8 protein-coding genes and 9 pseudogenes are annotated in these 14,300 nt (G+C 49.0%); 13 read left to right on the top strand and 4 right to left on the bottom strand.

From position 1 onward, the window contains the following. A pseudogene (locus tag BG74_RS18465) lies at positions 1–1,276 on the top strand (fructose-specific PTS transporter subunit EIIC); the annotation flags it as partial. A gap of 354 nt (positions 1,277–1,630) precedes the next feature. On the opposite strand, the pseudogene nfo reads toward BG74_RS18465, so the two are convergent. After that, positions 1,631–2,432: pseudogene (nfo, locus tag BG74_RS11830) on the bottom strand (deoxyribonuclease IV). Between the two features lie 111 nt (positions 2,433–2,543). On the opposite strand from nfo, the pseudogene BG74_RS14490 reads away from it, so the two are divergent. After that, positions 2,544–3,447: pseudogene (locus BG74_RS14490) on the top strand (LysR family transcriptional regulator). Between the two features lie 350 nt (positions 3,448–3,797). On the opposite strand, the pseudogene BG74_RS21040 reads toward BG74_RS14490, so the two are convergent. From BG74_RS21040 to BG74_RS09225, 3 genes and pseudogenes are all read right to left on the bottom strand, one after another. After that, positions 3,798–4,393: pseudogene (locus tag BG74_RS21040) on the bottom strand (zinc-binding dehydrogenase); the annotation flags it as partial. A 75-nt stretch (positions 4,394–4,468) separates the two neighbouring features. Next, positions 4,469–4,778 (bottom strand): annotated as a pseudogene (locus tag BG74_RS21035) (LysR family transcriptional regulator); the annotation flags it as partial. A 379-nt stretch (positions 4,779–5,157) separates the two neighbouring features. After that, a complete protein-coding gene (locus tag BG74_RS09225) occupies positions 5,158–5,403 on the bottom strand; it encodes a hypothetical protein (protein WP_187202860.1) in 246 nt (81 codons plus the stop codon). Here BG74_RS09225 and BG74_RS09220 point away from each other — a divergent pair. From BG74_RS09220 to BG74_RS18430, 11 genes and pseudogenes are all read left to right on the top strand, one after another. Further along, a complete protein-coding gene (locus tag BG74_RS09220; protein ID WP_066598010.1) occupies positions 5,387–5,686 on the top strand; it encodes a hypothetical protein in 300 nt (99 codons plus the stop codon). The genes BG74_RS09225 and BG74_RS09220 overlap by 17 nt on opposite strands. A 449-nt stretch (positions 5,687–6,135) precedes the next feature. Beyond that, the gene (folE, locus tag BG74_RS09215; RefSeq protein WP_066598088.1) at positions 6,136–6,801 is read left to right on the top strand and encodes a GTP cyclohydrolase I FolE; all 666 of its coding nucleotides are present in this window, start codon (positions 6,136–6,138) and stop codon (positions 6,799–6,801) included. 86 nt (positions 6,802–6,887) lie between these two features. Next, positions 6,888–7,070: a hypothetical protein gene (locus BG74_RS18460; protein WP_244267496.1), complete on the top strand. Its 183-nt coding sequence runs from the start codon at positions 6,888–6,890 to the stop codon at positions 7,068–7,070. A gap of 527 nt (positions 7,071–7,597) precedes the next feature. Next, complete coding sequence (locus tag BG74_RS18455; RefSeq protein WP_073961158.1) at positions 7,598–7,825, top strand: DUF418 domain-containing protein; 228 nt, start codon at positions 7,598–7,600, stop codon at positions 7,823–7,825. Continuing rightward, positions 7,801–8,064, top strand: coding sequence for a hypothetical protein (locus BG74_RS18450; RefSeq protein WP_066598007.1), 264 nt, complete (start codon positions 7,801–7,803; stop codon positions 8,062–8,064). The genes BG74_RS18455 and BG74_RS18450 overlap by 25 nt, the downstream gene beginning before the upstream one ends. A gap of 150 nt (positions 8,065–8,214) precedes the next feature. Then, a pseudogene (locus BG74_RS19980) lies at positions 8,215–8,689 on the top strand (winged helix-turn-helix domain-containing protein); the annotation flags it as partial. 462 nt (positions 8,690–9,151) lie between these two features. Next, positions 9,152–9,445 (top strand): hypothetical protein, encoded by a 294-nt coding sequence (locus BG74_RS18440; protein WP_244267495.1) that lies wholly within the window; start codon positions 9,152–9,154, stop codon positions 9,443–9,445. A gap of 21 nt (positions 9,446–9,466) precedes the next feature. Then, positions 9,467–9,649 (top strand): hypothetical protein, encoded by a 183-nt coding sequence (locus BG74_RS18435; protein ID WP_244267494.1) that lies wholly within the window; start codon positions 9,467–9,469, stop codon positions 9,647–9,649. Positions 9,650–11,714: 2,065 nt separating this feature from the next. Then, a pseudogene (locus tag BG74_RS09190) lies at positions 11,715–12,777 on the top strand (substrate-binding domain-containing protein). 233 nt (positions 12,778–13,010) lie between these two features. Continuing rightward, positions 13,011–14,016 (top strand): annotated as a pseudogene (gene mglB / locus BG74_RS09185) (galactose/glucose ABC transporter substrate-binding protein MglB). A gap of 65 nt (positions 14,017–14,081) precedes the next feature. Then, positions 14,082–14,300, top strand: a pseudogene (locus tag BG74_RS18430) (sugar ABC transporter ATP-binding protein); the annotation flags it as partial.

Raw genomic sequence — 14,300 nt, 5'->3', positions numbered from 1 at the left:
AGAGTCTTGCATACCTTTGTAGAGGTCGATGCGAAAAAAAAACGCAGCGGGTGGTGAAAGTAGAAACCCGCAGGTCGGTCGGATCCAGCAATGCCATCACGCCAGAGGAGGTGCGGGAGGTAGATCTGATGATTGTGGCTGCGTATATTGAGATAGAAGATCTCGCTAAATTCGCCGGTAAACCCATGTACCGGACCTCGGACCAGCACCGGACTCTACGGCCGAGGAAAAAAAGGGCTCCTATCGCCCCTATCGCCATCTGCTCACCGGTGTCTCCTGTATCCTGCCATCCTGTATCCTGCCTATGGCGCCGGCGGGGCTTTGTATCGCGCTGTCTTTCGTGTTCGGCATTCTTGCCTCAGACGAGCCAGGCACCTGGCCGCATCGTTGATGCAGATCGGCTTAAATCCGCCCTGGCGCTGATGGTGCCGGTACTGGCGTATTTCATCGCCTTTTCTATCACTGATCGTCCGGGTCTGACGCCGCGGCTGGTGGGGATGTTGCCGGTCAACATCGGCCCAGGTTTTATTGGTGGGATTATCACAGGTTTCCTAGCGGACTATGTAACCAAACTTATCAGCAATAAACTGCCTCCGTCGAAAAGTATGGCAGCGCTGAAGCCCATCCTTATCTATTCCGCCTATCGCGATTTTGGTCACCGGATTAGTGATGATTGATGTGAGTAAGTACAGGTACGCTGGTTGGAAAAATCCTGATCGCGCTGACGCATTGGCTACAAGGTCATGGGAACCGCTAACGCAGTGCTGCTAGGCTAGCATCTTCTATGCGAGGATGTGTAAGCGACATGGGGCCCTATCAAAAAATCCGCCTATGCTTTTAGCATCGCGCTGCTCAGCACACAGACCTATGGTGGTCCGATGGCAGCCATTATAGTCGCGGGTATAGTGCCACCATTAGGCACCGAGGTAGCTACGCCTATCAGACGCCGTAAGTTAGATAATACCCAACGTGAAGCCGCAAAAGCCGCGTTTGTGCTTGGCCTGTGCTTTACTTCGGAAGGCATGATCCCTTCGCTACTCGCGATCCGATGCCAGTTATTCCGCATAGTATGATGGCAGGCGCTTTGACCGACGTCTTATAGATGATATTTGTCGCTATGCTGATGGCGTCGCACGGCAGGATGTTCGTTCTACTAATCTCAGGCACTATCTCTCCGGTGACCGGCTATATCACCGCCATTGCCGCCGGCACTCTGCTGCTGTGTGTGCTGTACAGTCTGTTGAAACGTCCTGACGCAGAGAAAGCGCTGGCTTGACTTCGGTATTCCCTTGCTGGAAGAGGGGTGGGGCGGAAAAAGCGCCCTGATGAGGTAAAAATTACATACCTGACCCTCACCGACACCCTCTTACCGGCATGAAGAGGAGAGTGGGGGAGGAAACGTCCTGACGCGCTAGGGTGAAGGGGGTCGACCTGTTCGCCCGCCGGTACGTCGTCTCCCGTAAGGACTGTTACGCTTAAAAAGTCCGAACCGCTTTGCACGATGGGGCACATTACGGCCAGAAAGGTTATCCGGTAGGCCGTTTTCATTGGCGCTTAGCCTTCGGTAGGCGTTGCGGTGGTGTGGGCGGCCGCCGGCGGCCAATGTTTTCAACCAGGAGATTTCCTGCGGTTAAATATCCGGGATGACCGTTTCCAGAATCATTGGAATGCCATCAAAGAGTTTATCGGCCATGATCCAAGTAATGGTGGTTTTTCCTATTTTGCCCAGAGTAAGGCTGTGATGGATATCGACCAAGGATACCACAGTTGGTTTTAGCATCTTTGAGAGGGCATCCCGCGCAAATAGTGGAAGCTTACGATATCAGCGAATGCCTTAAAAGTGTCGGCGTAGGCCGATGCTGTGCGCAGATCATCATAGCCGACAGTAAAGGCGCGGCAGGTATCGATGCAAACGCCGATATGGTTTTTATCATCGATCCGATCAATAATCTCCACCAGTTGTTCAAAATGAAAGTCCAGAGATTACTTGGCCAGCGATGTTTTCTATGACGGCAGTGATGCCATGGGTTTTCTCCGGCACCAGATTAATGGAATCGGCGATACGCGCTAGGCATTCCTCTTCCGCGATTTGCTGTAAGTAGCTATCGGGATGAAAATTGAGCAGGCTGAAGCCAGTTGCTAGCAGCGTTGTATTTCATCGATGAAGACCTCGCACGATTTTTCAATACCTTTGTGGGTGGGGATGGCTGAGATTAATCAGGTAGCTATCATGGGGAAGGATCTGGTGGGAAGAATGGCCATCCATAGTGCTTGCAGGCAGCGCGGAAATTATCGATAGTCTAAGTGGTTAGCACTTCCGCTTTCCATTGCCGCTGGTTCTTGGTGAAAAGTGCGAACGCTGTCACTTTAAGGTTGTGAGCGCGTGCTACGGCCTGATCTACGCCTCTCGCTGTGCTAAAGTGCACGCTGATAAACTTGTTTTTCGCTCATCTTGGCTAGGTTTCCCCCGGTTAAAGTGATGAAGAGAAGAAAAGAAATGATTATAATTGGTTATCTCGTTAAAACATTGGATTAGTAAAGTCATGGCTATTACCCTGCGCCAACTGGAAATCTTTGCCGAAGTGCTGAAAAGAGGTTCGACCACTCAGGCTTCACAGATATTATCATTGTTGCAGTCGGCGGGGTCAGCGCGGCGTTGACCGATCTGGAACAGCAGTTAAAATTAAAATTGTTTGACCGAGTAGGAAAATTGCTGGTGCTCAATGAGCATAGGCAGTTGCTCTACCCGCGCGCCGTCGCGCTGCTAGAACAGGCGGGAAAGATAGGCATATTGTTCTCCTAGGGCAATGGCGCGCTGCGGCTATTTGCCAGCAGTACCATCGGCAATTGTATTTTGCTGGAGCTGATTGCCGGCTACCGGCGCGAGGTGCCCACAGCCCGCCCCTGTCGCTGCAGGTGGCAGTAGTAAGGAGATGATAAACGCCGTGGCGGATTTTCCGCGTCGACCTAGGGCTGATTGAAGGACCGAGCCACCACCCGGATCTGGTCAAGCGGTCCTGGCTCAACGACGAACTAGTGATTTTGCCGCGCCAGACTACACGCTGGCGGGGACGCCTGCTAGCATTGTCCTCTCTGGCGGATGCCCCTTGGATTTTGCGTGATCCGGGCTCTGGCACCCGCGACATAGTTGATCATCTGCTGTTCTCGCGCCTGCTGCACTTTCATTTAGAAATGGAACTCGGCAACTCCGAAGCAATCAAACATGCGGTATGCCACGGCTTGGGTATCAACTGCTTGTCACGCCAAGTAGTGGCGGAGGCGCTGGCACTTGGCACCCCTGTGATTCTGGCGCTGCCGCCGCTTTACCGCACGCTATATGTTAAATACCCCATAATAGACTGCCGATCGCCCGTGCTGAACTGCGGTGAGATAGTCGAACATTCGGTAATAGGGGATGCTAATGGCAGGCGCGTGGCGTTGAGATAAAAGCCTGCTCTCTGTCTCAAATCGTACGCCTCGTCATCCGCCACCGCTTCCCCACGAAGGATAATATCGGGCATCACCAGCAGCAAATTCAGTTCGGATACAAGGAGTTGCTCGCCTGCTTCGGTAGTGAAGTTTTCATCCTTGTAGGTTAGCCAGGATAATCAGAATATCACCCACGGTGATCATTTATCAGTGGCCTCTGGCGGCGGCGGCACAAAGAAAAGACTCTATAGATTATCGGGAACACCGGTTGACTGAGATATAGGTGTCGGTAGCGATATTGCCACACGCCGTGCAGGCAAGTGGGCAGCAATGCGTTTGACGCTTGCGCTCATCGCATTCTTATTTTGTGACTGGCCAAAATGGATAATGGAATAGATTGATTTACCATCATGCATGATGGCTTACCATATCATTGATCGCCTCAAACCCGATGGTGTGGGCGATGAAATCGCTGAGCTGAAATCAAGTAGCGTTCGACGATGCCGAGAAAATGCGAGCGGCCTTTCTTCACACCACCGAAAGCGGAACTGTGCCAAACGAGATCGGTTACCAATTGGAAAGGCCTGGCGGCGATTTCCTCTCCGGCGCGGGCGACTGCGATAATCACCGATTCGCCATAGCCATTAGGACAGACAGCACTCCAATGCCGAACGCATCACATTGACGTTGCAGATAGCCGATAAAAGGAAAAATCGAAAATGCCGTCGGTCAGCTCAATAATCACCTCTTGGATTAATTAGATCGGTGGAGCCAAGTTTGCAGGCCAAATCGAATTTACTGATATTAGTATCGATACCTATAATCTTGCCGGCTATGCTCATGTGGGCATTAATAATCGCCGACAGGCCGGATCCGCCTAGGTAAAAATGACGACGGAATTACCTGGTTATACTTTGGCGGTATTCATTACCACGCCCATATCGGTAGTCACGCCTTTAGCCAACGCTTCCACCACGCCGCCACTTTCATGACCTAGAATGGACGGGAACACGCCTTCGGAATCTTTGCCTGATAGCGTATAGGCGGCCAGCAATCCCGGCAGCCAGGTGGCGATAGTGTTCTCCATCGACACCAGTGAGAAACGCCCGCCCAGATCATCGCTATGGCATCTTCGCTCAATGCCAGAATGAGGGTGGCATAGAAATAGGAAATTATGCCCCATTGGCGACAAAAGCCGTAGACACTGTTTCTCCCGGATAAACAGATCGGTGCTCAGTTCGTTCTCCAATTGACGCGACAGGGTGGTCGGTGAAGTTGCTCGGCGGGGCGCGGACCAGGGAATCTGTTTCAGCAACGCTGCAAAACATTTTAAGTTGGGTAAAGTCCATGTATTCTCATTTCGTCATCAACTTGGTATGAATTATATATTTTCCGTAATTCTAACGATATGGCATTATTTTGGTAACAAAATAAGTAGTCACGGAGTTAAGATGACCATAAAAGTGGCATTAAGCGGGTTTCTGGCGTTGCTATTAGCCATGAGGCAGGGCGTTTTTTCTTTATGCACCACAGGTACCGTTTATGATAGCGAACGAGCAGCTCACTCTGACTCTCCCGGCACCGGCGGCTTTCAATTATCTTGAATATTTACTGGGGACTATGGTGTGATGCGCGCTCCCGGCAACGGTTTGGAAAAATGACTGTGGTTCGGGGTCTGGAGGCAGTGGCATTGACGTTGTTGTCCGTGGTCGCGTATTAGCTCTGGATTCATGCCGAGCTGCGGCACATCATCAGGTGGGATAGCGTGTAGGCGTTGGTACTGGTGGCGACTGGACCAACGTCAACTGCTGCGCCTGCGCCGCCCGGCGTTAAGCGCGGCGGGTATTCGCCTGGCCAGGCGCAGGTATTTTTGTCAGCGGCATGCTGGCGGTATTGTTGCACTACCACCACGTCGGCACGGCGAACGCCTGGCTCGTATACAGTTGCCGTTGCCGCGGTGCTTATCTCTATCATCAGCCATTATTTACCCCGAAGCGGCACGCTGACGCACCCTACCAAAGCGGTAAGTTTGCTGATGCTGAGCCTGCCGTTGAAAAAACTGGTATGGAGCTATTCTTTGGCGGGCTTCAGCTTCCCTGCCCACGACTTTCTTATCGCAGATGGCGGAGCAGCGCTTTCCCGACAGCGCCTTTGGCCATCGGCCAATAATGAATATGACTGGTATTTGGCGTCACCGGTATTGTGCTCGGTATCCTTATCTGCCACCGGTTGTCCGCCGGCCGTCGCCTGGCACTGACGCTATGGGTGCAGGGCCTCGGGTCCTGCTGATGATCAGCTTGCCCAGTATCAGCATCCTGATTGTCGGCACGCTGTTGACCGGCAGTAGCTTTCTTAGCGTTTTGCAACTCGCGCTCGAATGTAATCGCTGATAGGCGCCGGACCACATGCGCTACATGGCGGGGTTGTTGGCCTGCGGCTACGTGCTGGGGCAATTGGCCGGGCCCGACCCATGCTTTCCGCGTTATCCACCTGATTGACCAGGCGCCTTAATCAGCATTACTGGAGTGATACTGTCGATGGCTGTTGACAGCATATTGGCGTAACTAAAAACTTAGCATGGTAATTTTTAAGATTCAGCTATAATGAAATATATTCACTGGATTATCCTCTCGCACTTCACTAGAGTGTTGCCTATTCTGCGGTTTAACCCCGCGGGAGCGAATCACCTGCTGGAGAAAAATGAATATGGTAACGCTGACAAAAGAGGCCTCGCAGGTACGCGAAGCTTTACTGGACAGAGGACTTGAAACACCGCTGTGGGGCGAGGTGCTGGATAATGAAGTGCGCAAACGTCTTATCGCCGAGCATATGACGGCTATCATGACGCTGCTCAACCTCGACTTGGCCGATGACAGCCTGGCGGAAACGCCACATCGCATTGCCAAAATGTACGTGGAAGAGGTATTCGCCGGCCTGGATTATGCTAATTTCCCTAAGATTACGGTCATCGAAAACAAGATGAAAGTGGATGAAATGGTCACGGTGCGTGATATCACACTGACCAGTACCTGTGAACATCACTTTGTGATCATCGACGGCAAGGCAACGGTCTCGTATATCCCCAAGCACTGCGTCATTGGGCTGTCGAAAGTCAATCGTATCGTGCAATTCTTTTCCCAACGACCGCAGGTGCAGGAGCGGCTGACGCAGCAGATCCTGCTGGCTCTGCAAACGCTGCTCGGCACTAATAACGTGGCGGTCTCCGTTGATGCCGTGCATTTTTGTATCAAAGCGCGGGGGATCCGTGACGCTACCACCACCACCACAACCACATCGCTGGGAGGACTGTTTAAATCTAGTCAAAATACACGTCAGGAATTTTTGCGTGCTGTCACGCATCATAACAGTTAATCTGTTGTTAATCCTCAATTACGGCGTCTCTGGCGCCGTCTGATAGAAGAGATTAGACATGCGACAGCGCATCGTGATGTTGGTTTGTGCGCAGTATTGCCGTTTTAGGTATCCTACTGATGAACATCACCGCCTTTGAAATACCGAAAGCGACTTACCTCAACCCCGCCTGTGCCGGGAGAATTACCCGCGGCGAATCCTGGACCTGGGCCGTGCTGAATATTGGTGGTGCAGGTGAAATTTCTCACCTTGTTCGCGCTCTTGTTTAGCGGCGACCTGTTGATTTTGTTACCGCGCGGGCGCTGTACGCTCTAGATCCGCGTGCGGTTGCTCTGGTTAATGAGTTTTAGTCTCCCTCACGCTATCTTCTGAGATGGCGATACTCTGCTGTGAACTACGGCCTGGTGTGGGCCTGCTGTGTTTGGGGGTGACTCGCCAGACGCCAAGTGATCTCAATGTAATCGCCATTAGCACGGTGTTGTATTTATTAGGGGTCGTGCTACTGTTAGTTTTTCAGCTATTGCTGGGCTTTCAGCCTCCAGGCCGTCTGGCTACCCGATATTGCCAACCGCGATGAACATTATTAGCAAACTGATGGCGGTCTAGAAGCCTGGCAGAAACGTGTCAACTTGCTGTACGGCAGCTTGCTGGCGATATGTCGTGGTATACTGATGGTTGGCGGGCCGCTGTGCGCCAGCGTATTCCGGCGGATGATGCTATGGCTCATCTCCCACGGGACTGATTATAAACTTGCCGGCAGTGGTGATCCAGTGGCAATTGGGCTGGTATCGCTGGTATGGCTTTCTATTACAAATGCTTCAGGAAATCAGTACGCCGTTTCAGGCGCTGGGTTATTCTGCTGTACCATATTCTTGGCCGCGATTGGTCGACAAGACGGTGTCCACCTCTCCTTAGCAATGTCGGAAGAATGGCGTTGACCAATTATCTGCTACAAACCTTTCTCTCTCTACGCTACTGTTTAATTAGTTGTAGCTCTTCATGGCCTATGATTCGCTGCAACTGATGTTGTTTGTGCCGGCGGTTTGGCTGTTGAATATTGCGGTATCCGCCCTGTGCTTAGGCATTTTCGCCAAGGGCCGCCCATGGAGAGTGTGTGGCGCTATCGGCGTACACGCCGCAACCGAACGCGTCTTGAGCGTGTTTTTCCGCGCGCTGTCGCTATCCCGATGCGGCGCGAATCTCTGCTTGCCATGGCGCATGCCGCTCCGTCCGCGCCATCGTTTCCCTCAATTTAAACGGTGAATACGGTTATCTTGAACGGTAAATTCGGTTGTCGCCCACTTTCGTGGCTAGGCTACCGGTTCTGAAAATGCCGGACAAAATGCGGTCTATCACCCTCATCGACCGCGCTATGACCCGACCCTGCTAGCGAAACTTTGCCGTCCGGGGGAACGACATGCCGGTAACGACATGCTGGTATTGATACTAACAGCACGCGGCGCGATTTATGAGTGGGTACGCGGCCTGGATTTAGGTGCAGACGACTATCTCATTAAACCTTTCGCGCTGAGCGAATTGCTGGATCGCGCTTGAGCCATTATTTTCTGCCACTAGGGCGTAAGCCATAAAGTGATCTGGGTAGATACTATTTCTCTGGATTTAACGAATCATGATGTTACACCGTTGACGGCAAATTGGTGAGCCTAACCCCGAAAGAGTTCTCGATGCTTTCCCGGCTGATGCTGTGGGCAGGGTCCCCCCGGTCCTACCTCGTATTCATAGTGAAATTTTGTAGCAGGATTTATACAGTTGGATGGTAATTCCCTCCTCTAACTCGTTAGAAGTGCATATTTACTGTCTGCATCAGAAAATTGGCTATGATCGTATTCGTATAATGCGCGGTTTTGGTTATCTTCTTACCACCTAAGGTAAACCATGAGCGGCCCGATTATCCGTGCAGGTCGATTTTACAGCATGTGCTGGCGGGTTATTATTGTCCTCGTCGCAATTATGCTGGTATACTAGATCATAAGTGTATTGTAGTTATGGCATTAAAGCAAAGAGCAAATTCACCTGCTGGTTGATAAACGCTTGCGGGAAGCTGTGTGCAACAAACACGCTAATACCGAAATACATGAGGCGATCGTCTCTTTGTACCTTCCTTGTTGATAATCCTGGTGACGTTATTTTTTTGCTTCCAGGCGATCAAATGGATCACCCCGACCGCTGTCGAAGCTGCAAACGCATCTGCAAAACTGCAGTGTTGAAGACTTTCAACCGCTGTTGGAATCTGGCGATATAATGAGGTGCTCGGTCACCCGCCAGCCTGAATCAACTGCTAGCACGCCTGAATACCACTTGGCAGTATGGCAGACAGTGCACTGCAGACGTGGCACATGAATTACGTACCCCTCTGGCGTGGATTCGACTACACTTGGAAGTGTATGAGAAGCGGCATCAGATTGGATTGTCGGCCACTCATCGAGCGGGTGGACAATATGTTATTCACTGTGGAACAGCTGCTGATGCTGCCCCGTATATCCAACATAACTTCTCATCGGGACACCATCAAGTAGTGGGGTTAGTGAAAGATGTGTTTCTTCACCAGCAAGACACATTGGAAAAGTTGGCGGCGCCGCTCGGACAACAGCTGGATTGGCGATGCCGACAGCGGATCCGTTAATTCATGGCAATATAGTGCTTGTTGCGTCTGTTGTTGCGCAATATGGTGAAAAATGCCTATCGCTATTGTCCAGAAGGGAGCGGGGGGGGGAGCATCATTACTATCATTCTGAAGCAGGAGGAAACATCATCTGGTCGTCGATGTATTTTGCAGGTGATGGATGAGATGGTCCCAGTATTGACGAGGCGCGGGCAGGGCAATTAACCCAACAATCAGAATGGACAACGATATTAGCCTGGGATGAGTATAGTTACCCGTATTGCGCAACTATATAAAAGTCGCTTCAACCTGGGAAATCGTCAAGAGAGACGGACCGTGGCACAGCTTCGAGCTTGACGGCTGACACAACCTGGCTATCTTTGCGCTTCTGTCAGGAGAGTTTCTTTGGAGACGTCGAAATAGTAATAACCGGGACATGCCGTTCGGCGGTCTTGAATATCAATCTCGGGAGGAAGAACTATCCGGCCACGCATCGAACCGTAATAAACGTGGATGAGTGCGCGTAATTTATCAGCCAACAAATGCAAGGACGAATGCCAGTACGTTTATTGGCCAAAGAAAATCTTGGCTGTCATGGCATGCTTTCAGCCCAGAATCATTTTGACCGTATTTCGGATACTCTGTTGTAGAGGAAGGCTAATGGGATCAAGAAATGCTGTATTATATAGTGATGCTTGCCGTCGTCAAAGAGCAATTTGCTAGAATCCACCACTCGATTTTCCCATTTCTTGTGGGTTTGTACCTAACCATTCTCGTGGCTAATTCACTTCGAGCTGTCAATGTGCTATTCCCAATCATCCTGGATTTCATAGCGGAACTGATTATTAGCCGCTTTGAAAGTACGCGAATCAAAACGATGATAGATCTGCTCAGGATAGAGATATTAGAAATGTTTTAACCATATATTATATGGCCAGATGAGGTTGGGGAACTTGAAGACTGCCCATATCCTGTCTTCTTTCCACTCGTGGTTTCTATGTTTAACGAACCGTGGCCTCAGAATTGTTACAGGATAAAATCCTATTGTATCGATCGACGCACTATCACGATAACGTTCCAGATGAAAATGATATTCCTCAACATCTTTTTTGGTGAATCAATACTGAAAACTGACATATTGAACAATATTGTAATACTTACCGACCTTAGCCAGAAATTCTCGAGGATTATCAATATAGAATTCATCATAGTCAAGACGGCACCATTAATCGCCATTCTTATCCTGTTCACGAAATTTATTATATGAGCGAGATCGTATCCCGTTGGTAAATTCATCAGTGATCTGACCGTATACTTCTACTTTCTCTCAATAGTGTAGTTTTTATCGATAAGTTTCCAGTTTCCATCCGCGCTGGCATGATCGATCAATAAAATTTATCCATCCAAGTCAGCACGGTGAGTAGCGTTCTTTCTAGGACGTCGATTTCATCTTTCACCATACAAATTAATAATATTTTCATTTTTTATTTACACCAGTTGACATGAATACTAAGCAAGCCTAATCAGCACTAAGTAATTTCCAAATTAAAATTAATAATTTGGAGTTAAGGTATCCATTAAAAATTAAAGTACCCATTACGCTTCTTTATTGCTTTACCAATTTTGGTATTATGCATCACGCTATTTACCTTGTTACGATACAATACGCATGACGTTCACTGAAAATTATTACTTTCTGAGTATAACTTTTTGTCTTCATGCACAATAATGGCGACTGGAAAAATTAGATTTTTCTTTGAATTAGGTGTCATGCGGGGCATAGTAGAATCGATAGCGGTGGACTTAGATCTTAAAACTTTCATAGCGCGATGAAACTGCCTACAAACGACGGCGTGTGCCATTCTCGACGCTCAATCATGCTGACCCGCTTAGATATGAGGAGATATATCACTGTAGACGCGTCCTCTATGATTCCGGATCGGAATACAGCCGTGGCGCGACCTTTATCGTTATGGCGCGATATACAATCGTAGGCAATGCTTCTGTCTACCATACTGTAGGACTGGCACCATCGGCAATGCTCCGCGCTTTATCCCATCCAGCTGGATGCTATAGCAATAAATAGAAATAGTTAAAACATGCCATAATATTTCATTTTCATCTTCTTTCTCCTTCTTGATACGGCCAGATAGCTGGCATTATTAATGTAATCTTTTTCTGTCCTGTGAGTTGATTCACGCTGCGTTTAATTTAAACCCTTTAGAATAAATATAGATTTTTGATAATTATTATCAAAAGGAGTGAGAAACATGAGAAAAGAGCTAATTGTATGACAACGATTCGTGATTATGGCCCGCCTGACGGGTGTATCAGTGGCAACCGTTTCTCGGGTGTTAAATAACAGCGCATCTGCCAGTAAGTAAGCAGGCAAGGAAGCGCGTTCTCTCAGCGGTATCCCAATTAGGCTATCGTCCTAACGCCAATGAGCAGGCGCTGGCTAATTAGAGCAGCGATACCATCGAGGCGGTGGTCATGGATGTCTCCAACCCCTTCTTTGGCAGGTTGGTTAAAGCAGTGGATGACGTAGCGCAGCGGCACACTGCAAAAACGTCCTGATCAGCAACAGCTATCATCAGGCGGATAAGAGCACTACGCCATCAAGGTTTTGATTCGCCAGCACTACATCGCCCTGGTGGTACATGCCAAAATGCTCAGTGACGAAGAACTTATCCCCCTCATGCAAAGAGAACCGGGTATGGTGTTGGTTAATCGTATTTTTCCCGGTTATGAATACCGCTGCGTCGGTCTGGACAATGTAGCTGGCGCATTGATGGCGACGTGGATGCTGCTCAAGCAAGGGCAACTCAATATTGGCTATATCGGCTCTAATCATGATATCGAAGACCGGTACTAGCAGTGGCGCCAGGGTTATCTGCTGGCGATGAATAAGGTGGACATTAAACCGTAGCAAAGCTGGCAGGTCAGGGTGGATCCTTATATCTACGGAGGCGAACAGGCGATGGTGGGGCTCTTGGGTCGTAACCGGCAGTTAAGCGCGGTATTTGTCTACAATGACAATATGGCGGTTTAGGGGTATTAGCTACCCTGAAAGAAAACGGTATCACTGTGCCGGCGCACTTTTCCGTCATCGGTTTTGATGACCTTCCCATGTCCCGCTACACTAGTAGCCCGCATTTGACTACGGTGCGTTATCCCGTGTGCATGATGGAGTTAGCGGCGACAGAACTGGCGTTAAAAGGGACAGCCAGCGAACTTGATCAGAGTCAAACCTATCTCTACCTTTAACATGCCGACGGCTGGCATATCGGCATTCGGTGGCCTCGCGTCAAACTGTGACAGCGATCGCTTCTCTATTACAAGATGAAATATAACCTGTCTCAAAGTGAGAATAAATTCATATTAGATTAACATCCATCCTGATACACTTTGGCTTTTCTCCCGTCAGACACGGATAAACGCGTCTTTCGTAATGACTCCGAATGGAGCCGACTGCAACGGCCTGTAATGCCGTATGGAGGGGCTATATTCGGCGCGGTCCGCCAATAACCTCAAAACATTGTGAGAGACCCTGAGTGCTACCCTACTGATATCCTCTGAGGGACTAATGAATAAGAAGGCATTTTCCCTTACTGCTCTGGGTAAGCCGGCCTGACGTTTTCCATAGCCGTGCAGGTCGCCACGTGCGTATTGGCGTGACTATCCATAAGTATGATGATAACTTTGTATCGGTGGTGTGCGCAAAGCGCTTGAAAAAGATGCTAAAGACAGTTCCAGCACGCCGCTTTTGATGAATGATTCCCAGAACGATTAGTCCAAACAAAATAACCAAATTGATGTGCTGATTGCCAAAGATGCCAAGGCGTTGGCGATCGACCTAGTGGATCCTACGGCCGCGCTTGTCGTGATTCAGAAGGCCCGCTGCAATGATATTCCCATGGTTTTTAAAACAAAGGGCCGAGCTGTAAAGATCTGGATAGCTACGACAAAGCTTACTATGTCGGTACCAATTCCAAAGAATCCGGCATTATTCAAGGTAAACTGATCTCCACACATTGGAAAGCCTACCACTACTGGGATTTAAACAAAGACGGAGTTATCTAATATGTCATACTGAAAGGCGAAACGGGATATCTCCAGACGCGGAGGCGCGCACGAGATACACTATCAATACTCTAAACGATAAGGAAAAAATGAAAGACACAGCTGCAGCTTAATACGTCCATGTGGGACACCGCCCAGGCGAAGGAAAAAATTGACACCTGGCTCTCCCGTGCCTAACGTCAAAAATATTGAAGTGGTGATTCTAATAACCACTCTATGATTGTAGGCACCGTGTAAGCCCTCAAATCCTATAAAAAAGCCGTATCCCGGTATTTTGCATAGATGGGCCGGAAGCACTGACTCTGGTTAAATCCGGCGCGGTAGCCGGTACCGTGCTTAACGACGCTGACAATCAGGCCAAAGAGACGTTCGATATGGCGAAAAATCTGGCTAAAGGCAAAGACGGGCCTCCCGCCGTCGGCACCCAGAGCAAGCTGAACAATAAAGTTGTCCGTATCCCCCTTAATATTTGGATCGATAAAGAAAACTTAGCGCAATTAAAAAAATAAAACCTGATACCCCGGATTACCCCAATGGGGCAATGAAACCTATATATTTTTTATCTAGTGTAACTATAGCCGATATTACGACAGAACAGCAGAGCGAACATCTTCTGGAAATAAAAAATATCAGCAAATCATTCTTGGAATGAAAGCATTGGATAACGGAAATCTCAATTTCCGTCCCCATTCTATTCATGCCATTATTGGGAAAAATAATATAAGAAAATAGACGTTATTAAGATTCCACATCTTTACTTACAGTAAAGATGTAAGAAGAATAATTTTTCAGA

The sequence above is a fragment of the Sodalis-like endosymbiont of Proechinophthirus fluctus genome, assembly GCF_001602625.1.
Taxonomy (GTDB): Bacteria; Pseudomonadota; Gammaproteobacteria; order Enterobacterales; family Enterobacteriaceae.
Note: the sequence above shows the minus strand (reverse complement) of the source record. Positions and strands in the feature narration are given on the sequence as shown.

Bases quoted from the DNA above. Each gene is read 5' to 3' on its own strand.
- BG74_RS09225 (WP_187202860.1), bottom strand. From the start codon at position 5,403: ATGATAGAGATAAGCACCGCGGCAACGGCAACTGTATACGAGCCAGGC.
- folE (WP_066598088.1), top strand. From the start codon at position 6,136: ATGGTAACGCTGACAAAAGAGGCCTCGCAGGTACGCGAAGCTTTACTG.
- BG74_RS18455 (WP_073961158.1), top strand. From the start codon at position 7,598: ATGGCTTTCTATTACAAATGCTTCAGGAAATCAGTACGCCGTTTCAGG.
- BG74_RS18450 (WP_066598007.1), top strand. From the start codon at position 7,801: ATGGCCTATGATTCGCTGCAACTGATGTTGTTTGTGCCGGCGGTTTGG.